General features: G+C 69.1%; 21 protein-coding genes and 1 riboswitch. Of the genes, 12 read left to right on the forward strand and 9 right to left on the reverse strand.

The annotated features are described in order from the left end of the window. Positions 1-6: 6 nt before the first annotated feature. Entirely contained in the window at positions 7-786 is a 780-nt protein-coding gene (locus tag ACFXMV_RS19235; RefSeq protein WP_378499089.1) for a DUF3027 domain-containing protein, read from the reverse strand. Positions 787-845: 59 nt separating this feature from the next. Between ACFXMV_RS19235 and ACFXMV_RS19240 the strand changes: the two genes are divergently transcribed. Genes ACFXMV_RS19240 through ACFXMV_RS19250 form a run of 3 tightly spaced genes read left to right on the forward strand, consistent with a single transcriptional unit; the run spans position 846 to position 3,809 of the window. After that, positions 846-1,646 carry a glutaminyl-peptide cyclotransferase gene (locus tag ACFXMV_RS19240; RefSeq protein WP_378499090.1) on the forward strand — a complete coding sequence of 267 codons (801 nt, stop codon included), beginning with the start codon at positions 846-848 and terminating at the stop codon, positions 1,644-1,646. 58 nt (positions 1,647-1,704) lie between these two features. Further along, the gene (locus tag ACFXMV_RS19245) at positions 1,705-3,330 is read left to right on the forward strand and encodes an MFS transporter (protein ID WP_378499091.1); all 1,626 of its coding nucleotides are present in this window, start codon (positions 1,705-1,707) and stop codon (positions 3,328-3,330) included. After that, the gene (locus tag ACFXMV_RS19250; RefSeq protein ID WP_378503429.1) at positions 3,327-3,809 is read left to right on the forward strand and encodes a DUF2771 domain-containing protein; all 483 of its coding nucleotides are present in this window, start codon (positions 3,327-3,329) and stop codon (positions 3,807-3,809) included. Before ACFXMV_RS19245 ends, ACFXMV_RS19250 begins: the two co-directional genes overlap by 4 nt. A 68-nt stretch (positions 3,810-3,877) precedes the next feature. Here the strand turns inward: ACFXMV_RS19250 and ACFXMV_RS19255 are convergent, their stop codons facing one another. Beyond that, on the reverse strand, positions 3,878-4,291 hold the full coding sequence (locus tag ACFXMV_RS19255) for a cold-shock protein (RefSeq protein ID WP_378501769.1): 414 nt from the start codon (positions 4,289-4,291) through the stop codon (positions 3,878-3,880). 122 nt (positions 4,292-4,413) lie between these two features. Here ACFXMV_RS19255 and ACFXMV_RS19260 point away from each other — a divergent pair, with 122 nt between their 5' ends. The 4 genes from ACFXMV_RS19260 (at position 4,414) to ACFXMV_RS19275 (ending at position 7,334) form a co-directional block, all read left to right on the forward strand. Further along, the gene (locus ACFXMV_RS19260; RefSeq protein ID WP_378501765.1) at positions 4,414-4,641 is read left to right on the forward strand and encodes a hypothetical protein; all 228 of its coding nucleotides are present in this window, start codon (positions 4,414-4,416) and stop codon (positions 4,639-4,641) included. After that, complete coding sequence (locus tag ACFXMV_RS19265; RefSeq protein WP_378501766.1) at positions 4,638-5,045, forward strand: YccF domain-containing protein; 408 nt, start codon at positions 4,638-4,640, stop codon at positions 5,043-5,045. The genes ACFXMV_RS19260 and ACFXMV_RS19265 overlap by 4 nt, the downstream gene beginning before the upstream one ends. After that, positions 5,042-6,334, forward strand: a complete 1,293-nt coding sequence (locus ACFXMV_RS19270; protein WP_378501767.1) for a glycosyltransferase 87 family protein — start codon at positions 5,042-5,044, stop codon at positions 6,332-6,334. Before ACFXMV_RS19265 ends, ACFXMV_RS19270 begins: the two co-directional genes overlap by 4 nt. 188 nt (positions 6,335-6,522) lie before the next feature. Continuing rightward, positions 6,523-6,705, forward strand: a riboswitch (cyclic di-AMP (ydaO/yuaA leader). A gap of 5 nt (positions 6,706-6,710) precedes the next feature. Then, a complete protein-coding gene (locus ACFXMV_RS19275) occupies positions 6,711-7,334 on the forward strand; it encodes a transglycosylase family protein (protein WP_378501768.1) in 624 nt (207 codons plus the stop codon). Between the two features lie 86 nt (positions 7,335-7,420). Here the strand turns inward: ACFXMV_RS19275 and ACFXMV_RS19280 are convergent, their stop codons facing one another. Both ACFXMV_RS19280 and ACFXMV_RS19285 read right to left on the reverse strand, forming a co-directional pair. Then, positions 7,421-7,615, reverse strand: coding sequence for a hypothetical protein (locus ACFXMV_RS19280; protein WP_378403844.1), 195 nt, complete (start codon positions 7,613-7,615; stop codon positions 7,421-7,423). A 99-nt stretch (positions 7,616-7,714) separates the two neighbouring features. Beyond that, positions 7,715-8,866, reverse strand: a complete 1,152-nt coding sequence (locus ACFXMV_RS19285; protein WP_378503428.1) for an RNA-guided endonuclease InsQ/TnpB family protein — start codon at positions 8,864-8,866, stop codon at positions 7,715-7,717. A 110-nt stretch (positions 8,867-8,976) separates the two neighbouring features. On the opposite strand from ACFXMV_RS19285, the gene ACFXMV_RS19290 reads away from it, so the two are divergent. The 3 genes from ACFXMV_RS19290 (at position 8,977) to ACFXMV_RS19300 (ending at position 14,225) form a co-directional block, all read left to right on the forward strand. Then, entirely contained in the window at positions 8,977-11,292 is a 2,316-nt protein-coding gene (locus tag ACFXMV_RS19290) for a helicase-associated domain-containing protein (protein ID WP_378503427.1), read from the forward strand. Between the two features lie 587 nt (positions 11,293-11,879). Further along, positions 11,880-13,538 (forward strand): DNA repair helicase XPB, encoded by a 1,659-nt coding sequence (locus ACFXMV_RS19295; RefSeq protein WP_378498311.1) that lies wholly within the window; start codon positions 11,880-11,882, stop codon positions 13,536-13,538. A gap of 27 nt (positions 13,539-13,565) precedes the next feature. Then, entirely contained in the window at positions 13,566-14,225 is a 660-nt protein-coding gene (locus ACFXMV_RS19300) for a DUF3239 domain-containing protein (RefSeq protein WP_378498310.1), read from the forward strand. Here the strand turns inward: ACFXMV_RS19300 and ACFXMV_RS19305 are convergent. Continuing rightward, positions 14,222-14,788 carry a GNAT family N-acetyltransferase gene (locus ACFXMV_RS19305; protein WP_378498309.1) on the reverse strand — a complete coding sequence of 189 codons (567 nt, stop codon included), beginning with the start codon at positions 14,786-14,788 and terminating at the stop codon, positions 14,222-14,224. The genes ACFXMV_RS19300 and ACFXMV_RS19305 overlap by 4 nt on opposite strands. Positions 14,789-14,800: 12 nt before the next feature. Beyond that, the gene (locus ACFXMV_RS19310) at positions 14,801-15,790 is read right to left on the reverse strand and encodes an LLM class F420-dependent oxidoreductase (RefSeq protein ID WP_378498308.1); all 990 of its coding nucleotides are present in this window, start codon (positions 15,788-15,790) and stop codon (positions 14,801-14,803) included. Positions 15,791-15,845: 55 nt separating this feature from the next. Between ACFXMV_RS19310 and ACFXMV_RS19315 the strand changes: the two genes are divergently transcribed. Then, positions 15,846-16,808, forward strand: a complete 963-nt coding sequence (locus ACFXMV_RS19315) for a sigma-70 family RNA polymerase sigma factor (RefSeq protein WP_378498307.1) — start codon at positions 15,846-15,848, stop codon at positions 16,806-16,808. Here ACFXMV_RS19315 and ACFXMV_RS19320 read toward each other — a convergent pair. From ACFXMV_RS19320 to ACFXMV_RS19330, 3 genes are all read right to left on the reverse strand, one after another. Continuing rightward, positions 16,741-17,337, reverse strand: a complete 597-nt coding sequence (locus tag ACFXMV_RS19320; RefSeq protein ID WP_378498306.1) for a carboxymuconolactone decarboxylase family protein — start codon at positions 17,335-17,337, stop codon at positions 16,741-16,743. The two genes, ACFXMV_RS19315 and ACFXMV_RS19320, sit on opposite strands and share 68 nt — an antisense overlap. 86 nt (positions 17,338-17,423) lie before the next feature. Continuing rightward, positions 17,424-19,007, reverse strand: coding sequence for an ABC transporter permease (locus tag ACFXMV_RS19325; RefSeq protein WP_378498305.1), 1,584 nt, complete (start codon positions 19,005-19,007; stop codon positions 17,424-17,426). Beyond that, positions 19,004-19,915: an ATP-binding cassette domain-containing protein gene (locus tag ACFXMV_RS19330; RefSeq protein ID WP_378498304.1), complete on the reverse strand. Its 912-nt coding sequence runs from the start codon at positions 19,913-19,915 to the stop codon at positions 19,004-19,006. Before ACFXMV_RS19330 ends, ACFXMV_RS19325 begins: the two co-directional genes overlap by 4 nt. A 113-nt stretch (positions 19,916-20,028) precedes the next feature. Here ACFXMV_RS19330 and ACFXMV_RS19335 point away from each other — a divergent pair, with 113 nt between their 5' ends. After that, complete coding sequence (locus ACFXMV_RS19335) at positions 20,029-21,213, forward strand: pyridoxal phosphate-dependent aminotransferase (protein WP_378498303.1); 1,185 nt, start codon at positions 20,029-20,031, stop codon at positions 21,211-21,213. Positions 21,214-21,217: the final 4 nt, after the last annotated feature.

The following is a 21,217-nucleotide window of genomic DNA, read 5'->3' on the forward strand; positions in this document are numbered from 1 at the left end:
CGGTCGTCAGTCCGTCGATGCCGGTTCCGTGCGCTCAGGCAACTCCACCACTTCCACCGCGCCGTCGTCGTAGGCGTCGAACTGCGGGCTGCCCGCGCCGGTGGGCAACGTGGTGTCCGAGTGCGCGCCGCAACCGTACTCGGCGTAGACGACGTGACCGTCCGCGGCCAGCTCGTTGCCGCACACCCCGAACGCCACCCGCAGCGAACCGGCCAGCGGCAGATAGAACCCGCACAGCTCGCAGGTGGACGGCGCGGACTTCGCCATCTCGGAGTCGGGGCCGTAGTCGCCGTCGCGCCAACGCTCCGCGGCGTCCAGCCTGCCCTCCAGGCTCATCACCTGCTTACGACCGAGCCCGACCTCGCGCGCCACGTCGTCGACCTCGGGGTCGCCGCTCGCGACGTAGCCGGGCACCAGCCGCGGGTCACCCGGCAGCGGAGCCAGCAGGTCACCGGGCGACAGGTCGCCGGGGCGGATCCGCTCATCCCACGGCAGCCAGTCCGGTGCGGTCAGCGCGTCGGGTCCTGGCAGCAGGGCGAGCTCGCTGACGGTCGCCCGGTCGGACTCCGGATCGGCCGCGAGCACCACAGCCCACTGCCAGCCGCGGTAGCCGGGTAGCTGCGCGACGAACCGATGAGTCGCGGCGCACTCGCCCTCGGAGGTGACGCCCAGGTGCGCACCGACTTCCCCCTCACCGAGGTCGATCAACGCCTGACGGGCCAGGTCCACGGCATCGGCCAGGACGGGGCGCACGGGGGCAAGCTCGGGGGCAGATTGGGCACTCACACCCCCATTTTGCCGTATCGCAGCAAATCATCGGCGCAACGGGCTGCCATGCTGGTCCGATGACCGGGCGACGGCTACCCCAGATCGCGGCCGCAGTGGCCGCCTTGATGCTTGCCGGCTGCGCGAACGCAGCCACGAATTCGGACGCGAACTCCGACTCGGACCGCGTCGAACACCTTCGCGTCGAGGTCGTGGGCGAACGCCCGCACGACCGCGGCGCCTTCACCCAGGGCCTCGAGGTGTCCGACGGCGAACTGCTCGAGGGCACCGGGCTGGCCGGACGGTCCGACCTGCGCGCCGCCTCGCTCGCGACCGGCGTCGAGCGGCTCCGGGTGCCGTTGCCCGACGACCTGTTCGGCGAGGGCATCACCGTCGCGGGGGACACCGTCTGGCAGATCACCTGGCGCGACGGCGTGGCGATCGCGCGTGACCGCGACACCCTCGCCGAACGCTCCCGCGCCGGGTACGAGGGCGAGGGGTGGGGCCTGTGCGCGCAGTCGGACCGGCTGGTGATGAGCGACGGATCGAACACCCTCACCTTCCGCGACCCGGGCACCTTCGAGCCGCGCGGCACCGTCGCGGTCACCCTGGACGGGCAACCGCTGGACCGGTTGAACGAGCTCGAATGTGTCGGGGACACAGAGGTTTACGCGAACGTGTGGCAGACCCAGCAGATCGTGCGGATCGATCCGGATTCCGGCCGCGTCACCGCGGTGATCGATGCGTCCGGCCTGCTCACCGACGAGGAGAGCCGCTCGGTGGACGTGCTCAACGGGATCGCGGAAGTGCCCGGCACCGACCGGTTCCTGATCACCGGCAAGTACTACCCACGCCTGTTCGAGGTCCGGTTTGTCTCCTGAGCACCGCGCTGCGCGAGGCGCGTGGTCGTTTGTCGGCGATCTAGGACAGAATTGACCCGTGACCGGACCACGCCTGCCCAACGACCCCGACGGGAGTCGGGACCCCGGCGACCGCGGACCGGGCCAGAGCCATCCGGGATTCGAGAACTACCCGCCCACGCGCCGGACCTCGGCCCGTCGCGCACCGCTGCCCCCGCTGCACCCGGTCGGTGACACCCGACAGGGTTCCAGCGCGCCGAAGCCGCCGCCGATCCCCCGCAAGCTCACCGTCACCCGGGTGGCGGCGATGCGCAGTCGCGAGCTGACCAACCGGGGCATCGCCACCTTTCACCGGGCGGCCAAGGCGGACGGCGCGGAGAAGTCGGGCCTGACGGCGCTGACGTATGCGGTGATGGCCAACTTCGCCACCGACGCGGCCATCGCGGTGGCGCTGGCGAACACGCTGTTCTTCTCCGCGGCCACCGGCGAGGACAAAACCAAGGTCGCGCTGTACCTGCTGATCACCATCGCCCCGTTCGCGGTCATCGCTCCGCTGATCGGCCCGATGCTGGACCGGCTGCAACACGGACGCCGGATCGCCCTCGCCTCCTCCTTCGCGCTGCGCACCGTGCTGGCGGTGGTGCTGGTCTTCAACTTCGACAGCTGGGGCCTGTATCCGGCCGCGCTCGCGATGCTGGTGCTGAGCAAGTCGTTCTCGGTGCTCAAGAGCGCTGTCACCCCGCGCGTGCTGCCGCCGGAGATCGACCTGGTCCGAGTGAACTCGCGACTGACCGTCTTCGGCCTGATCGGCGGCACCATCGGCGCGGGCGCGCTCGCGGGCGCGCTCGCCCTCATCCTCGGGTCGTCCAGCGGGCCGTTGTGGTTCGCCGCCGCCATCGCCGCGCTCGGCGCCTACCTGAGCATGCGCATCCCGGCCTGGGTGGAGGTCACCGAGGGCGAGGTGCCCGCGACGCTGACCTATCACGGCGACGACGCGCGCACCGAGGCGATCAGCAGAGACGCCCGCGAGACGGTGAAGGCGAGCAAGCGACGCCAGCCGCTCGGCCGCGCGGTCATCACCGGGCTCTGGGGCAACAGCACGATCCGGGTGCTCACCGGGTTCCTCACCCTCTACATCGCGTTCGTCGCGAAGTCCCGCACCGAGCACGAACCGATGGCGCAGGCGGCGATGCTCGGACTGGTCGGCGCCGCGGCCGCGATCGGCAACTTCTCCGGCAACGCCACCGGCGCGCGGCTCAAGCTCGGCAGGCCCCCGGTGATCGTGCTGCGCTGCACGGCCGCGGTCACCGCGATCGCGATCATCGCGGCGTTCACCGACAGCCTGCTCACCGCGGCGATCGCCACCCTGGTCGCGTCGGGCGCGAGCGCGCTCGCCAAGGTGTCGCTGGACGCCTCGCTGCAGCACGACCTGCCCGAGGAATCCATCGCGTCCGGCTTCGGGCGCTCCGAGACGGTGTTGCAGCTGAGCTGGGTCATCGGCGGGGCACTAGGCGTGCTGCTGCCCACCGAGTACTGGATCGGGTTCTCGGTGGTGTCGGTGCTGCTCGTGATCGGCCTCGCGCAAACCTTCCTCACCTACCGGGGTTCGACGCTGCTCCCCGGCCTCGGTGGCAAACGCCCGAATGTGGCCAACCAGGAGATCACTCGACCGATCTCCGTGAACGCAGGGAACCGAACGTCGTGACCAAGACAAAGAAGATCGCACTCGTAGTGACCCTGGGGCTGGTGATCGCGCTCGCCGGGTTCGCCGCCGTCGTCACCGCGCTGGTGCGCGGCGCCGACGAGCGGCCTCCACAGATCACCGCGTTCGCGGGCGGAAAGTCCCTCGAGGTGGCACCGGCCCAGTACTGCAACCTCTACCTGGAGGACTGCGTCGAAAGCCCGGTCGCCGAGCTCTCGGTCCCCCGCGGCAAGCCGCTGCAGATCTCGGTGCCAAGCGACATCTCCGACGGGCTGTGGCGAGTGGTGATGGTCTATCAGCTCGACGACGGCACCGTCGGGCTCGACGAGCGGTACCACGAGCCGGGAGAATCCGCCGCCATCACCGTCGAGACGCCTGACGGCATGCAGCTCAACGGCATCGAGATCCAGCTGCCGTCCGCCGTCGTCAACGAACAGGGCCAACCGCTGGTGCACGCGACCTGGGCGATCAAGACCGCCTGATCCGGGTACACAAACGCCGAGGGGCACCGTCGCGTGACGGTGCCCCTCGGCGTTGGCGTTGGTGAGACCTAGCTGTCGAGCTCGCGGGCGACGGCGCGCACGACCTCGGAGATGCGCTGCGCGGTCTTGCGGTCCGGGTACTTGCCCTTCCGCAGGTCGGGCTGCACCTTGGCCTCGAGCAGGGTGATCATGTCCTCGACCATGCCGTGCAGCTCGTCGGGCGTGTGCTTGCGTGCCACGTCGTCCTTGCGGGCGCCGCCGCCCTGCCGGATCGACGGCGCGGGATCGAGCACCTTGAGGCTCAGCGCCTGCGGGCCGCGACGCCCAGCGGCCATCCCGAACTCGACGCGTTGACCCGCCTTCAGTCCCTCGACACCGTCGGGCAGCGCAGACGAACGGACGTAGACGTCCTCCCCCTCTTCCTGGGAGAGAAAGCCGAAGCCTTTTTCAACGTCGTACCACTTGACCTTGCCGGTAGGCACTGCGTTCACCTGCTCATCTACATAAATGAACGCGCCCCACCGTTTGCGGGACGCGATGAAGCGAAGTCTACCCCCGCGTGCCCCTCGCGGGCACCGGGGTTTCGGCGAGATACGGTTGGCAGGTGGTCAGCCAATCCTCTCCCCGCGACACTGCTCTCCTGCGTGCCGCACTCGTGTTCTTCTTCGTCGGGGTGCTCGCCATCGTCGCGATCTTCGTGGTGGCGGCGACCGGTCGCGAGCCGGGGCTGGCGCTGTACCTGACCGCCCTCGCCTGCCCGGTCGGGTTCCTGCTCGGCATCGTGTTCGCGCTGCGGTCCGGGCGCCGCGTCCGACGAGAGGGACAGCAATGAGAATCCTGCTCAACATCATCTGGCTGATCTTCGGCGGCCTCTGGTTGGCGCTCGGCTACTTCGTCGCCGGCATCATCTGCTGCATCCTCATCATCACCATCCCCTTCGGGATCGCGTCGTTCCGGATCGGCGTCTACGCCCTGTGGCCGTTCGGCAAGACCGTCATCGACAAGCCGACGTCGGGGATCGGCTCGCTGATCGGCAATGTGATCTGGCTGATCGTGGCCGGCGTCTGGTTGGCGATCGGACATGTGGTGAGCGCGATCGCGATGGCGATCACGATCATCGGGATCCCGCTGGCCATCGCAAACCTGAAGATGATCCCGATCTCTCTGATGCCGCTCGGCAAGGAGATCGTCGACGTCGGCTCGGCGGCCCCGACGACAGCGAGCTACCCGGCGTGACGCCGCAGCCCCGTGCCACCCCGGCCGCGGGGCGCGCACTCCCCTCCCACCCACTGTTCGTCGGCTCGCTCGCCGCCCTGGCCATCGCCGTGATCGCCGCGCACGACCGGGTGGTCCCGATGGGATACCCGCTGTGGGGCCTGTTCCAGAACGGCCTCGACCTGCTGGTGTACCGCAGCGGCGGCGCCACCGTGCTGCTGCCCGTCGGGCTCTACGACCACGCGCTGCACGGCGGCATGTGGTTCACCTACCCGCCGTTCTCGGCCGTGGTGTTCGCCCCGCTCAATGCCGTCTCCGCCGATCTGACCACCGTCCTCGGTTACCTGGCGAACTTCGGGATCCTCTACCTCGTGGTCCTGCTGTGCTGGCGGCAACTCGGGTATCGGACAGACCGACGGCTGTACGTGGTCACCGGGCTGCTGACGGTGATCTTCACCTGGCTCGAGCCGGTCCGCACCACCATCTGGCTGGGGCAGGTCAATCTGCTGCTGATGCTGCTGATCGTCTGGGACCTGGGTCGCCCCGAGGGCAGCAGGCTGCGCGGCATCGGTGTCGGGATCGCGACCGGGATCAAGCTGACGCCCGGGCTGTTCATCGTCGAACTGCTCGTCACCCGGCAGTGGCGCGCGGCGGTGACCGCGATCGCAGGCTTCCTCGCGACCGTCGTCGTCGGATTCGTGGTGATCTTCTCCGACTCCTGGTCCTACTGGACCGCCGTCATCCTGCACTCGACGCGAATCGGCGAGACCGCGTGGCCCGCCAACCAGTCCGCCTCCGGGGTGCTGGCGCGCTGGCTGGACGTCGCGGAGCCACCGCTGATGCTGTGGCTGCTCTGCGCGGCCGGGCTGACCGCGCTCGGGCTCGGCGCCTCCTGGCTGGCCCACCGGCGGGGTCAGGCACTGCTGGCCACCACCCTGTGCGGACTGACCGCGGCGACGGTCTCGCCCTTCTCCTGGGGTCACCACTGGGTGTGGTTCGTGCCGCTGCTGATTCTGGCGATGCACCGGGCGCTGAACGCCGGGCGCGCGACCGCGTGGCTACTACCCGTGGCGATCGCGCTGCCGCTGCTCTGCTGGAGCCACGAGTTCCCCGGTGGCGTGCAGGCGATCGGGCTGTTCATGGTCCCCACCTCAGACCTCCTGGCACCCTTCTTCGCCGCGGTGTACCCGCTGATGTTCGTCGTGATCGCCGTCGTCACGTTGGTGGCGCTGCGCCCGCGCCGCCCCCGACCGGAACCCGAGGTCGGCACCGATCGAAACTGTGATCTACCTCACATCACGGTAACGTAACAGGACGGTCTCGGGCAACGACAACCCATTCTGACCTGCAAATATGCTTGAAATTTCGAGCGAAACGCCGAGGGACTCGAAATTCAGGTAACAGATGACTACACGCCATCGGCCACGTACGGTCATCAGCGGCCGGAGAAGTCCGGCCAGATCCGATCCGCCGCGCCAAACCTCGTCCCGCGGAACCGGATTCCCACGAGTTACCCAGGGACGAGGACGGGGGACCCACGTCCCCAGTGGACACCGAGGAAAGCGCCAGCGCATTCCTCTTGGGGTGAAGCCAGACCCGCACCATCCAGGAGCGGCGAGGCCGGGCGACCTCTCAGCCCGAACCCGACAGCTGACCTCGCAGGCGCGTGAGGAGAGGAAAACCCGCATGAGCACTGGACGCCATCGCAAGCCCACGAACACCCGCCGCAACGCAGCCAAGGTCGTCGTGACCGGCGCAGTGTTGGGCGCAGCCGGCGCGGCCTTCGCGGCCCCGGCCAACGCAGCCCCCGATTCCGACTGGGACCGCCTCGCGCAGTGCGAAGCAGGCGGCAACTGGGGCATCAACACCGGCAACGGCTACCACGGCGGACTGCAGTTCTCCCCCAGCACCTGGACCGCCCACGGCGGCGGGCAGTACGCCGCCACCGCCAACCAGGCCAGCCGCGCGCAGCAGATCGCGGTCGCCGAGAAGGTGCTCGCGTCGCAGGGCTGGGGCGCCTGGCCGTCCTGCTCCTCGAGCCTCGGCCTGACCAGCGGCTCGACCCCGCGCTCCGCGCCCGCCGCCGAGGCGCCCGCGCCTGCACCCGCGGCCGAGCTGCCCTCCCTGACCAGCCTCCCGACCACCGACGGCGCGGCCGACGTGCTCGACAGCCTCGACAGCGCCCTCGCGGCGGTCCAGGCCAAGGGCATCGCTCTCGACCCGCAGATCGAGGCGCTCTACGAGCAGGCCAAGCTGAACCCGCAGGTCATCGATTTCCTGAAGGCGAACTCGGGTCTGCTGCCCCGCTAGGGCACTCCCCATCGCCAAGGTTCCCCGTTCACGTGAAAGGCCCCGCACCTTCGAGGTGCGGGGCCTTTCACGTTCGGTATCCGAGGTCAGCGATTGATGACCGTGTGCGGATGGGTGTAGGGCAGTTCCGATGCGGGCAACGGAAACTCGGTGTCCTCCCCGAAGGGGGACAGTCCACCGGAGCGACTCGACGAGAGCTCCGTGACGGCATGGTCGCCGTCCTGGAGCTCCGGTGCCGGCCAGCCTGGATCTACGTATCGCTTGCTCGAATTGTTAGCCACGAACCCATTTTGGCAGGAGCCGGCGCCGTGGTACACCCCAGGTATCTAATCTGATAGTTGTTAACGCTTCTCCTGCCCTGTTGGTAGGAGATTTCAAGCTCAGACCGCACACACAACCGACCCGGAGGAGGGCCGCACATGTCTCACGTCGTCAACACTTGTGTGGCCGCGTTCTGCCACAGCCAGAATCACTCTGGCAGCGTTCCGGTCCCTGCCGTCGGTGTGACCGCAGGCATGGCACCGGAAGGTTCGTTGTGCGAGTCCGAGTCGCTGCTTGGCTCTCGCGAAGCAACTCGAACACGTCATGCTCGTGTAGGCGGGCTGCACCAACACCACCTTTCGGCCAGCCCGCGTGCCGCGCTCGATCAGCTCCCGCTTCGCCCCGCCGATAGCCGCGTCCGCAGCTTTGCGGGCCATCGTGGACTTCGCCAAGAACTTCGGAGTGAAGTCCTCCACCGCTATCAGGTCATGGTTGGCGACAACACGTTTCGCCCACACTCGGCTGTCGTGTTGGGTTTGGCGGGCGGCTTTCTTGTGCAGCTTCGCCGCTTCGCGGGCGGCCCGCTGGTATCCACCCGACCGTGGTCCGCGTTTCCCGCTGCGGCGGCGGGCCATCTTTCGTTGCGCCTTGGCCAGCTCCGCTGCGCAACGCTTCCGATGCCCGAGATACGGCAGGTCGAAGACCTGATCTGTGGTCGTGGCCGTCGTGCTCACACCCCAGTCGACACCGATCCCACCCGCGGCCTCCGGTGCCGGTGCGATCGCGCGGCGGACGACGAACGACGCGTACCAATGCCCGAGCGAATCCCGGGTGATACGGACACTGGTCGGGTCGGACGGCAACACCCGCGACCAGACCACCGGAACGCTGATCCCCTTCGGCAAGACCAGGCGGCCGTCGTGAATCTTGAACCCGCGGCGTGTGAACTCCAACGAGGGCAGCGTCGTCTTGCGCGGATTGAATGTCGGCCGCCCACGCCCCTTCACCTTGAACGAATGCCCCAGGGCCTGCGCGTACGTATGCAAACTCTGCTGCTGCGCGACCTGCGAACCCTCCCGCAGCCACGCGCTGCGCGAGCGCGCCTGTGTGAGGAGCTTCGAGAGCTTCCCGAACGTCGGCCTGTTCCCCGACCTCTGCTGGTGCACAGCCTCGTTCCACAGGAACCGGCAACGATGCCACTCGGCGGTCAGAGCGCTCTCCGCCTGCGTACCAGGACGCAGCCGGTAGTTGTAGCGGACGACTTCCTCCATGCCGAAGAGCCTAGAGACGGCCACCGACAGATCCAGTCAACACAAACTCAGGAAGGAGGATGGCGCTTCCTCTCCCCGGCGAACGGGGGCGTATCCGCGCCAAACCTTCGATGACCGACACCGAAGGTACTTCCCCCGCCGACGAAACCCGTGGCGGCGACACCGCGGTGCCCGACAGCCTGGTCACCTGGCTGACCGCGAGGACCGACACGGAGCTGGCGGAGCTGCTCCGGCTGCGCCCGGATCTCGCGGTGCCGCCACCCGCGAACCTCGCGGTGCTTGCCGCCCGCGCCGAACAGCGCGCATCGGTCCTGCGGGTCGCCGACGACCTCAACGTACTCGAGCTCACCGTGATCGGCGTGCTCTCGCTCGAACGTGGCGCCGAGGTGGGAGTTCCCCGCGAGATCCTCGCGGAGGCGCTGGCAGGCCGGGCGCCGGTCAGGTCCGTCGACAGGGCGCTGCAGTCGCTGCGCGCCCGCGCCCTGGTCTGGGGCACGAAGGTGCTGCGGGTCGTCGCGGCCGCGAACGACGCCGTCACCTGGCGGGTCGACCGGAAGCCGGAGTCGATGACCGCCGCACAGATCATCGCGGGCCTCGCGACCGTCACCGAAGCCGAACGCAGGCTGCTCGAAACCCTGGCCACCAGCTCCCCGATCGGGCGCACCCGCGACGCCGCGCCCGGCACACCGCCGGACCGACCCGTGCAGCGGCTGCTGTCGCTCGGCCTGCTGAACTGGGTGGACGAGCAGACCGTCGAGCTGCCGCACCAGGTCGGTCAGGCGCTGCGCGGCGAAACCGTCACCGACCCGACGGCGCTCACCCCTCCGCCGATCCGTACCCACAAGCAGAAGGTCGCCGACGTGAACGCCGTCGCGGCCGGCGAGGCGCTCGAGCTGATCCGGCACTGTGAGGACCTGATCTCGGCCCTCGGCGACCAGCCCGCGCCGACCCTGAAGGCGGGCGGGCTCGGGGTCCGCGAGACGCGGCGCCTGGCGAAGACCGCGGGCGTCGACGAGGCGCGGGTGAGCCTGATCGTGGAACTGCTGTCCGCCGCGGGCCTGATCGCGAGCGGTGCCCCCGACCCGGCCCCCGCCGCCGACACCGGCGACGACTACTGGGCGCCGACCGTGGCCGCGGACGCCTGGCTCAATACCAGCGCCGCCCAGCGATGGCACACCCTCGCCCACGCCTGGCTGGAGATGCCGCGCAGGCCCTGGGTGATCGGGCTGCGCGATCCCAACGACAAGGCGATCGTCGCGCTGTCCGAGGAGGTGCGCGCCTCGGGCGCACCCCGCGACCGACGATTCGTGCTGGAACTGCTCGGCGAGCTCGCCGCCGGGCAGGGCGCGACGACCTCCGAGCTCGCCGCTCTGGTGGCATGGCGTCGCCCGCGCTGGTCCGCCCGGTTCGGGGCCGGCGCCGTCGAGCACACCGTTGCCGAGGCGGCGGCGGTCGGGCTGATCGGCCGCGGCGCGCTCTCCTCCCCCGGCCGCGGACTGCTCCACGGGGCCACCACGGAGGCGGTGATCGCGGAGATGACCGCGAGCCTGCCCGCGCCCCTCGACTATGTCCTGGTGCAGGCGGACCTGACGGTGATGGCGCCCGGCCCGCTCGTCCCGGAGCTGCAGGAGCAGATCACCCTGGTCGCGGACATCGAATCGGCTGGCGCGGCCACCATGTACCGGATCCGCGAGGACAGCGTGCGGCGGGCGCTCGACGCCGGGCAGAGCGCCTCGGAGCTGCACGCACTGTTCGAGAAGCGCTCGAAGACGCCGGTGCCCCAGGCCCTGACCTATCTCATCGACGACGTTGCGCGCAGGCACGGCCGGCTGCGGGCCGGGGTGGCGTCCGCCTTCATCCGCTGCGAGGACCCGACCCTGCTCGCCGAGGTGCTGGCCTCCGCGGCGGCCGAGCCGCTTGCGCTGCGTGCCCTTGCCCCGACCGTCGCGATCTCGCAGGCACCGCTGAGTGAGGTGCTCGACCGGCTCCGGACGGCCGGGTTCGCCCCGGCCGGGGAGGACTCCTCCGGCACGATCGTGGACCTGCGCCCGCGCGGCGCTCGGGTGCTGCGGCGCCGGACACGTTCCCAGCTACGGATGCCAGCCGTCCCCAACGACGACCAGCTCCGGTCCCTGGTCGGCCAACTCCGCGCGGGCGAGCGGGCGGCCACAGCCAGGCGCGGTCAGGGCGTGCGTTCGGACGGCACCAGAGCGGGCGGCGCAGCGACGATGGCGCTGCTGCAGCTCGCGGCGAAGGTGCGGCGCAGCGTGACGATCGGCTACGTGGACGCGCAGGGCGTGGCGATGGAGCGTGTCGTCGATCCGGTCAGCGTCGGCGGCGGGCAGCTCGACGCGCTGGACCCGGCCACCGGCGCGGTTCGACGGTTCACCCTGCACCGGATCACGTCCGTCGACCTGGTCGACTGACGTCGCACCCGAAAATAAACGCCCGCTGCCTGCACAGCTGGCATTTTCCACAGAATGACGTATGGTCGCGGACAAGTGATTGCCACTTCGCATTTCGAGGAGAGACAATGGCCGACCGAAACTCGGGTAGAACACTGAAAAAGCCCGCACTGTCCATCAAGGAGAAGCGCGCGGAAAAGAGGGAGAAGTCCCTCGAGTCAATGGAGTTCGTCCGGAAAAGAAAGGGCCACTGACCTCCGTTGACCTGGACGCCGATGGCTCGTGATGAAGCTGACGCTGCTCGCATTGGATGAAATCCGGGGACGCCTGGTAAGCGAGCTCGACTCGATCATCGGAAACAGTGAACGTCAGCATGGATACCGCTCCGAAATTTCCGAGTCTCCGGTCCAGGTGATAGACACGAGAAAGTCGATCGCTACACAGAGATAAAGTGAACGGAAAAGGTAGGACTTCCCCTGTTTCGGGAAGTCCTACCTTTTTGTGCGAATGGACCCGTGCACCCGACCCGGCGCCGCGGGCTCGCGCGGGCGACCGCCCACCGTCGGGACGTGGACAATGGGGTGGCTACGCCCGACTGAGGAGGACGCGTGACCGACGGACCATTGATCGTCCAGTCCGACAAGACCCTGCTCCTGGAGGTCGACCACGAGCTCGCAGGCCAGGCCCGGCAGGCGATCGCCCCGTTCGCCGAGCTCGAGCGCGCGCCCGAGCACGTACACACCTACCGGGTGACCCCGCTGGCGCTGTGGAACGCGCGCGCCGCCGGTCACGACGCCGAGCAGGTGGTGGACGCGCTCGTCAGGTTCTCCCGGTACGCGGTCCCGCAGCCGCTGCTGGTCGACATCGTCGACACCATGGCCAGGTACGGCAGGCTGCAGCTGGTGAAGAGTCCGGTGCACGGCCTGATCCTGATCAGCCTGGACCGCGCGGTGCTCACCGAGGTGATGCGGCACAAGAAGATCTCGCCGATGCTCGGCGCCATGGTCGACGACGCCACCGTCGTCGTGCACCCCAGCGAGCGCGGCCACCTCAAGCAGATGCTGCTCAAGATCGGCTGGCCGGCCGAGGACCTGGCCGGCTACGTGGACGGCGAGGCGCACCCGATCGACCTCGCGTTCGAGGAGGGGCACTGGGAGCTGCGCGACTACCAGCAGATGGCCGCCGACTCGTTCTGGGCCGGCGGCTCCGGCGTCGTCGTGCTGCCCTGTGGCGCGGGCAAGACGATGGTCGGCGCGGCGGCGATGGCCAAGGCCAAGGCCACCACCCTGATCCTGGTGACCAACACCGTCGCGGGCAGGCAGTGGAAGCGGGAGCTGATCGCCAGGACCTCCCTCACCGAGGAAGAGATCGGCGAGTACTCGGGCGAGCGCAAGGAGATCCGGCCGGTCACCATCGCCACCTACCAGGTGATCACCCGCCGCACCAAGGGCGAATACAAGCACCTGGAGCTGTTCGACTCCCGCGACTGGGGACTGGTGATCTACGACGAGGTGCACCTGCTGCCCGCGCCGGTCTTCCGGATGACCGCGGACCTGCAGTCGAGGCGGCGCCTGGGCCTGACCGCCACCCTGGTCCGCGAGGACGGCCGCGAGGGCGACGTGTTCTCGCTGATCGGCCCCAAGCGGTATGACGCGCCGTGGAAGGACATCGAGGCGCAGGGCTGGATCGCGCCCGCGGACTGCATCGAGGTCCGGGTGACGCTGACCGACGCCGAGCGGATGGCGTACGCCACCGCGGAGCCCGAGGAGCGGTACAAGCTGTGCTCGACCGCGCACACCAAGATCGCGGTGGTGAAGTCGATCCTGGACCGGCATCCTGATTCGCCGACGCTGGTCATCGGCGCCTACCTCGACCAACTCGAGGAACTCGGCGAGGCGTTGAACGCGCCGGTCATCCAGGGCTCGACGAAGAACAAGGAACGCGAGGCCCTGTTCGACGCGTTCCGGCGCGGTGAGATCCGGACCCTGGTGGTGAGCAAGGTCGCGAACTTCTCCATCGACCTGCCCGAGGCCTCGGTCGCGGTGCAGGTCTCGGGGACCTTCGGATCCCGGCAGGAGGAAGCGCAGCGGCTCGGGCGACTGCTGCGCCCGAAGCAGGACGGCGGCCAGGCGCATTTCTACTCGGTCGTCTCCCGCGACACCCTCGACGCCGAGTACGCCGCGCACCGCCAGCGTTTCCTCGCCGAGCAGGGATACGCGTACCGGATCACCGATGCTGACGACCTGCTCGGCCCGACCATCGGGTAGGCCCTGTCATCGGGTAGAAATGGGACCGTGCGCAGTTTCGAGTTTCCCGTCGATCACTCCCACGCCAACTCCGTCAACGAGACCGTCGGCGACGTCAGGCGCCTCCGGGTCTCGGCGATCGTCACGGCACTGCTTCTGGCCGGTCTCGCGGCCTGGCTGATCTACCTGGCGCATCCCTGGTCCTACATCGTGGGCGCGGTGGCCGCCCTGCTGGCCGTCACGTCGGTGTGGGTGGCGTTCTGGGCCCCGAAGAAGGTCGGCTCGGTCGAGGACCTCTACGCCAAGGGCCCGCTGGTGCCCGCGGTGGTGGCGGTGGCCAGGCCGCGCGGGGCCACGCTGCTGGCGCTCGTGGACGTGGCCAAGCCGTCCGCGGATGGCCCGCACTACGCGCTGGTCACCCGCACCGTCCGGGCGCTGCCCGGGCATTCACTGACCAACGTCGGCGAGCGGGTGCCCTCGATCGCGGTCCTCTCCGACCGCAGCACCAAGTCCACGTCGGACACCTGGCAGATGGTCAGCCCGATGCCGATCGCCTGGGGCACCAAGGACCCGAAGGTGATCCGGCGGGCGGCGGACTCGATCAGCGGCGCCGAGTGGAAGCTGCTGGCGAAGTCGATTCCGCTGGCCGATCAGGTGCCGCACGCCGAGAACCAGCAGATCCCCGTCGACCCGGCCGACCTGCGCTAGATCTCCGGCCAGCCCTCCGCCGGCTCCCGAGGATCCTCGTAGAGCAACCCCGCGACCCATTCGTCGCGCCTGCGCCCACGCTGCAGACCGCCCGCCCGTAGCGTGCCCTCGAACCGGAAGCCCACCCGTCGGGCCACGGACGCGGACTGCTTGTTCCCGACGTACGCGCGCCACTCGATCCGCTCCAGCGCCATCCCGTCCGGGCGGAAGCCGAAGTCACACACCAAGTTCACCGCCCTGGCCATCAGCCCCCGGCCGCGGACCGCCTGGTTCAGCCAGAAGCCGAGGTCCGCGGCGGAGTCATCGCGGCCGGCGAGACCGATCATCCCGACCACCGCACCCTCGGGCGTGTGCCGCATCGCCCAGGTGGGGCTGCGGTCCGCCCAGCCGACGGGCACCACCCGCTCGACGAACCGTCGCGCGTCGTCCTGTGTGTACGGAACGGGCAGCGTGGTCCACTCCTCCACCGCTTCGTCGAGGCAGCACCTCGTGATGGACTCGATGTCGCCGTGCAGGGGCGGCGTCAGCCAGAGACCTGGGGTGGAGAGTGATTCGACGAGCATGTCGTTACCTGCCTAACCGGCCAGTGCGGGGATGACCTCGCGTTCGAACAATTCGATGCCCGAGGTGTCGTACGCGGCCTCGGGGAAATAGCAGATCCCGTAATTCAGGCCCTGATCGCGCAGCGCGGTCAGGTTCTCCACGATCTGCTCGGGCGTCCCCACCCCTGGCATCCCGCGGAACGCGGACATCGACGCCTCCGCGAGATCCTCACCCACGTACCTCGCCATCCTGGCCTTCGTCTCGGCCAGTCGGTCCTGCACCTCGGCCTCGGTGGCACCGATGGCGATGTTGTAGTTGGCCGAGCGCACGATCGCGTCGAAGTCGGTGCCGACCGCCGCGCAGTGCCCCTTGAGCACGGCCGACTTCTGGGTGAAGCCCTCGAGGGTGCCGTCGAAGTTGGTGTACTGGGCGTATTTCGCCGCGATCTTGAGGGTGACCTTCTCGCCACCACCCGCGATCCACAGCGGGATGCCGCCCTCCTGCAGCGGCAGCGGGCGCACGATGGCGCCGTCGACCTGGAAGTGCTTTCCGTCCAGCGTCGCGGACCCGGCGGTCCAGGCCTGGCTCAGGATCTGCACGCCCTCGTCGAGCCGGGCCAGACGCTCACCGGCGGAGGGGAATCCGTAACCGTAGGCGCGCCATTCGTGTTCATACCAACCCGCACCGATACCCATCTCGATGCGGCCGCCCGAGATGAGGTCCGCGGTCGCGGCGATCTTTGCCAGGTAGGCGGGGTTGCGATAGCCGATCGAGGTGCACATCTGACCGAGGCGGATGGTCGAGGTCACCGCACCGAGCGCGGACATCAGCGACCAGGCCTCGTGAGTGGCCTCCTCGGTGGGCGCGGGCACGGTGTGGAAATGGTCGTAGACCCAGACCGACTCCCACGGTCCGGACTCGGCCCGCAGGGTGAGCGACTTCATCACGTCCCACTGATCGGCGGGGTCGATGCCCACCAGGTCCAGACGCCAGCCCTGCGGTACGAACATCCCGAAACGCATGAGGGTGATCCTACTCAGGGTGACCAGCGGCGGTGGTTGTAGAAGGATCGACCGCATGGGAACCGTCGCACTCGCCGAGACCTTCGAGACCCACCGCAGACACCTGCTGTCGGTCGGCTACCGGATGACCGGCTGTGTGTCCGATGCCGAGGACGCCGTGCAGGAGGCGTGGCTCCGGCTGAGCGAGACCGACCCCGATTCCGTCCGCGACCTGCGCGCCTGGCTGACCACCGTGGTCGGGCGGATCTGCCTCGACCACCTGCGCAGCGCGGCCGTCCGGCGCGAAAGCTATGTCGGGCAGTGGCTTCCCGAGCCGATCGTGATGCCGCTCGAATCGCCGGTCTCGATCGATCCGCTGGAAGCCGTTGTGCGCGAGGAGGATGCACGGCTGGCGGCGATGGTGATACTCGACACCCTCGGCCCGGATCAGCGGACTGCGTTCGTGCTGCACGACGGGTTCGGCGTCCCGTTCGACGAGATCGCGGAAATCCTCGGCACCTCGACGGCCGCGACACGGCAGCTGGCCTCGCGCGGGCGCCGCGCCGTGGCAGCTGTCGACAAGCCGACGCCGGACGACGAGCACGCAGAGGCGGTGGGCCGGCTGATGGCCGCGATGGCGAGCGGCGACCTGCAGGCCGTGCTGGACGCGCTGCACCCGGATGCCCTGGTGATGGGCGACGCGAACGGCACCACCCGCACCGCCGTGAACGTGATCCACGGCGCCGACAACTTCGCCCGGTTCTTCCTGGGCCTTTTGAAACGCTATGGGCCACAGGCATTCCTGGCGATCGAACCGGCCCTTGTCAACGGCCAGCTCGGGTTCTTCTCGCACGGGTCGCCCGGGGACGCGACGCACCCGGGCTTCCCGTCACGGGTCGGCGGCTTCACCGTCCGCGACGGCAAGGTGTGCGCCGCCTACGACATTGCCAACCCGGAGAAGTTCGCAGGAATCAGGCTCCCCGACCGGACTCCGACGGCTGATCGGCCCACGGAACCCGGCACGCCTCCCCCGAGTTGAACCCCTGATCGGTGATCCCGAGTGCGGAGTTCATCCGGGACCGCTGATTCTCCAGCGCGATCTGATAGGTCAGCTCGACGACGCCGTCCCGGCCGAACCGGCGCTCCAGGTCCGCGACCTGCTCGTCGGTGACCTCCGTCGGGGTCGCCGTCATCGCGTCCGCGTACGCGATCGCCGCGCGCTCGTCCTCGCTGTAGAGCGGGGAGGTCTGGTAATCGCCGATCTGCTTCAGCCGGTCGATGTCGAGCCCGTCGAGGCGCATCAGCATGGACCCGAAGTCCACGCACCAGGAACATCCGACGGTCCACGCGGTGCGGAACACGGCCAGTTCACGGACGTTGGCAGGCAGCACGGTCGAGGCCTTCTGCACGGCCATCTCGTGCCTGGCGGACGCCAGGAACAGTTTGCGATGGTTCGCGAGCACGGCGAAGGGTTCGGGCACCTCACCGAGCTTGCGGGCCGCGAACTTGTAGGCCACCTTGACCAGCAGTCCTGCGTCCTTCGGTGCCACCGGCTGGATTCGAGTCATGATGCCCTCCTGTTTCGCGGTGTCGCGACCCGTTCGGGTCGTCTGTCTTTAGGACGAGACAGCCGCGCCAAATGTGACAGCGGCCGTCAGTTGGTCTGCACGTCGCGCCCACGGAAGCCCGCCGTCCCCAGCAGGCACAGGGCGGCGGAGACCAGTGCGGTCACGAGGACCGGCGCCAACCGGAAGTCCACCGCGGGCACGAGCGGCAGATTGTCGAACGGCGAGACACTCATCAGCCAGTCCGGGAACCGCAGCGTCGTGCCGAACATCAACACCACGAAGCAGAACGCCAGACCCAGCCAGGCCGCGGAGGCAACCATCGGCAGGAAGCCGAAGAGCAGCAAGGTGATTCCGCCGAGGATCCACATGGCAGGCAGATACACGAGGGTGGCACCGAGCATCCGCGTCACCTGCGACATGTCGTTCGCGATGATCCCGTACATCAACCCCATCCCGAGTCCGGCGAACACGAGCACGATCGCCGATCCGGCGAGCATGATGACCGCATGGCTCGCGACCCACCGGACACGGGTCAGCAGGGTGGCGAGCAGCGGCTCGACACGCCCGGCGGCCTCTTCCGAACGCAACCGCAACCCGGAGGAGATCGTGAACGCGGAGCCGATCATGGCCAGCATCGCGGCTGCCATCGCATAGAAGGCGTCGACCATGCCTGCGTTCTCCTGCCCCAGCAGCTCGCCGATGTCGATGTCGCCCATCAGGTCGCCGACGTCGTTGCCGATCGTCCCGAAAGCGACTCCGGCCAGCAGCATCCCGACCGACCACCCGATCAGCGAACCCCTCTGCAGCCCCAAGGCGAGCCCGAATTCGCCCCGCAACCAGACGGGAGCCCTGGCCGGGCCCGGCCGCGACGGAAACACTCCTGCCCCCGTGTCGCGGTGGCCGAGTACGCGCAGCGCGCCGAGGCCGACGGCCACCGCAACCAGCAGCGACAGCAGCGCAGGCCACCAGATCTCGCCGTCGTACGGCCGCATCGCCTGGCCCCAACCGAGCGGCGACAGCCAGGACAGCGCGTCGTTTCCCGCATCCCCCACCGCCCTGAGCACGTAGGCGACGCCGATCGCCGCGCCGGTGATGCCGTAGACCGTGCGGGTGCTCTCGGTGATCTGGGCGGCCAGCAACGCGATCGCCATGGACACCAGGCCCGCACAGGTGGCCCCGACGCCGAGGGCGAGCGATCCGGCCGCGGGCAGGCCATAGGAGATCAGGCTCAACGCGACCGCGCCGCCGTAGAGCAGGTTCGCGATCGTCGCGAGGATCGTCGCCGCGGCGAACGGGGCTCGGCGCCCGACGACGGCGGATCGAATCAGCTCGTCGCGGCCGGTCTCCTCGTTGGCACGGGTGTGCCGCCCGATCAGGAACATGCTCATCAGGGCCGCGACGATCATGCCGAAGGCACTGGCCTGAAAGGCCACCTGACCGCCGATGGTGTCGAGGACGCGCGGCGGTCCGGCCATCGCCACCATCGCCGCGTTGTTCTCCATGCTGACCGCGACCGCGTCGAGCTCCGCCTGGGTCGGGTAGGCGACGTCGACGCCGACGGCCTGCGAGTAGTACACGAACACCCCGCCCAGAATCCACAGGACCAGCGCGAACCGTTCACGCCGGAAACAGAATCGGGTCAGCGTCCCGGTGCCCGCGAGCGCCGTCACGACTCCTCCACCCCTGCGGCCGCGAGCTCGTCGCCGTAGTGCCGAAGGAACAGCTCCTCCAGCGTCGGCGGCTGGCTGGTCAGTGTTCGGATACCGAACCGCGTGAGATGCGTGATCGCCGCGTCCAGGTCGACCGTGTCCACCTGGAACCGGGTCCGATTTCCCTCCACCACCAGGTCGTGCACGCCCGCCAGCTCGGACAGTCCGCCCGTAGGGGTCGTGGTCTCACACGAGATGGAGGTGCGGGTGAGGTGACGCAGGTCCGCCAGGCTGCCCGTCTCGACCGCCTTGCCGAGCCGGATGATCGTGACCCGGTCGCACAGGGCCTCGACCTGGGCGAGGATGTGACTCGACAGCAGGACCGTGCGCCCCTGCTCCCTGACCTCGTCGATGCACTCCTGGAACACCGCCTCCATGAGCGGGTCGAGCCCGGAGGTGGGCTCGTCCAGGATCAGCAGTTCCACGTCGGAGGACAGGGCGGCGACGAGTGCCACCTTCTGCCGGTTTCCCTTCGAATATGCCCGGCCCTTCTTCGTCGGGTCGAGGTCGAACCGCTCGAGCAGGTCGGCGCGCCGCCGCTCGTCGAGGCCGCCGCGCAACCGGCCGAGCAGGTCGATCACCGCGCCGCCGGTCAGGTTCGGCCACAGATTCACATCTCCCGGGACGTAGGCGAGGCGCTTGTGGAGTTCGGCGGCCTCGCGCCAGGGGTCGCCGCCGAGCAGTCGCACGTCGCCGCGGTCGGCACGGAGCAGCCCGAGCAGTACCCGGATGGTGGTCGATTTCCCGGCACCGTTGGGCCCGAGGAAGCCGTGCACCTCCCCGGTTCGCACCTCGAGGTCGAGACCGTCGAGGGCGCGTGTCTGACCGAATGTCTTGACCAGCTTCGCGATGTCGATGGCTGCACTCATACCTCGACGGTAGAACGGTCGGGCCACGACCGGCTGGGGTTTGCCGAGTGTCGTGTCGGTCGTTCATCGACCACCGGGTCGGTGCTCGCCCGAATGGCGAATAGGCTGTGACGATGCCCGCAGCACGCCATTCGCAGACGGTCTCGCGCTTACAACCGTTCAGCTCCACGATCTTCGCGGAGATGACGGCGCTCGCGACGGCGACCGGAGCGATCAACCTGGGCCAGGGCTTTCCCGACACCGACGGTCCGAACTCCATGCTCGAGGCCGCCAGATCCGCGATCGCCGACGGGCTCAACCAGTATCCGCCTGGACCGGGGATGCCGGTTCTGCGCGAGGCCATCGCCGCCGACCGCGCGGCCAGGTACGGGCTGGTGTACGACCCGGACACCGAGGTGCTGGTGACCGTCGGCGCCACCGAGGCGATCAGCGCCGCCCTGCTCGGGCTGGTCGAGCCCGGCCAGGAGGTGGTGCTCATCGAGCCGTACTACGACTCCTACGCGGCGGCCGTCGCGCTGGCAGGCGGGGTGCGCCGGACCGTGTCCCTGGTCCAGGACGGCGATGGGTTCGCCCTCGATCTCGACGCGCTGCGCGCCGCGGTCGGCCCGAACACCAGGATGCTGGTGCTCAACACCCCGCACAATCCGACCGGCACCGTGTTCACCGACGCGGAACTGTTGGCCGTCGCCGAGCTCGCGGTCGAGCGCGACCTGCTGGTTCTCAGCGACGAGGTGTACGAGCACCTGGTCTTCGACGGTGCCACCCACACCCCGCTGGCGGCGCTGCCCGGGATGGCGGAGCGGACCGTCACCGTGTCCAGCGCGGGCAAGACCTTCAGCGTGACCGGATGGAAGACGGGCTGGGCGTGCGGGCCAGCCGAACTGGTGGACGCGGTCCGATCGGCCAAGCAGTTCCTGACCTTCGTCGCGGGCGGTCCGTTCCAGCCCGCGGTCGCGCACGCACTGAGCCACGAGCAGAAGTGGGTCGCGGGCCTGCGCGAGGACCTGCAGCGTAAGCGGGACGTGCTCAGCGCGGCGCTGCGCGAGGCGGGATTCGGGGTGTATTCGAGCGGCGGCACCTACTTCGTGTGTGCGGACATCACCCCGTTCGGCACCACCGACGGCGAAGCGTTCTGCCGGGCGCTGCCGGAGCGGATCGGGGTGGCAGCGGTCCCGGTGAGCGTCTTCGCGGACCACAAGACACCGTGGAATCACGTGGTCCGCTTCGCCTTCTGTAAGCGCGACGAGGTGCTCGCCGAGGCCGCCGAACGCCTGCTCCGCCTGGCACGGCGGTGGTGAGGCA

It is taken from the genome of Rhodococcus sp. NPDC059179 (genome assembly GCF_042754885.1).
Classification (GTDB): Bacteria; Actinomycetota; Actinomycetes; order Mycobacteriales; family Mycobacteriaceae; genus Rhodococcus_G.

Bases quoted from the DNA above. Each gene is read 5' to 3' on its own strand.
- ACFXMV_RS19240 (WP_378499090.1), top strand. From the start codon at position 846: ATGACCGGGCGACGGCTACCCCAGATCGCGGCCGCAGTGGCCGCCTTG.
- ACFXMV_RS19265 (WP_378501766.1), top strand. From the start codon at position 4,638: ATGAGAATCCTGCTCAACATCATCTGGCTGATCTTCGGCGGCCTCTGG.
- ACFXMV_RS19275 (WP_378501768.1), top strand. From the start codon at position 6,711: ATGAGCACTGGACGCCATCGCAAGCCCACGAACACCCGCCGCAACGCA.
- ACFXMV_RS19285 (WP_378503428.1), bottom strand. From the start codon at position 8,866: ATGGAGGAAGTCGTCCGCTACAACTACCGGCTGCGTCCTGGTACGCAG.
- ACFXMV_RS19290 (WP_378503427.1), top strand. From the start codon at position 8,977: ATGACCGACACCGAAGGTACTTCCCCCGCCGACGAAACCCGTGGCGGC.
- ACFXMV_RS19305 (WP_378498309.1), bottom strand. From the start codon at position 14,788: ATGCTCGTCGAATCACTCTCCACCCCAGGTCTCTGGCTGACGCCGCCC.
- ACFXMV_RS19310 (WP_378498308.1), bottom strand. From the start codon at position 15,790: ATGCGTTTCGGGATGTTCGTACCGCAGGGCTGGCGTCTGGACCTGGTG.
- ACFXMV_RS19315 (WP_378498307.1), top strand. From the start codon at position 15,846: ATGGGAACCGTCGCACTCGCCGAGACCTTCGAGACCCACCGCAGACAC.
- ACFXMV_RS19320 (WP_378498306.1), bottom strand. From the start codon at position 17,337: ATGACTCGAATCCAGCCGGTGGCACCGAAGGACGCAGGACTGCTGGTC.
- ACFXMV_RS19330 (WP_378498304.1), bottom strand. From the start codon at position 19,915: ATGAGTGCAGCCATCGACATCGCGAAGCTGGTCAAGACATTCGGTCAG.
- ACFXMV_RS19335 (WP_378498303.1), top strand. From the start codon at position 20,029: ATGCCCGCAGCACGCCATTCGCAGACGGTCTCGCGCTTACAACCGTTC.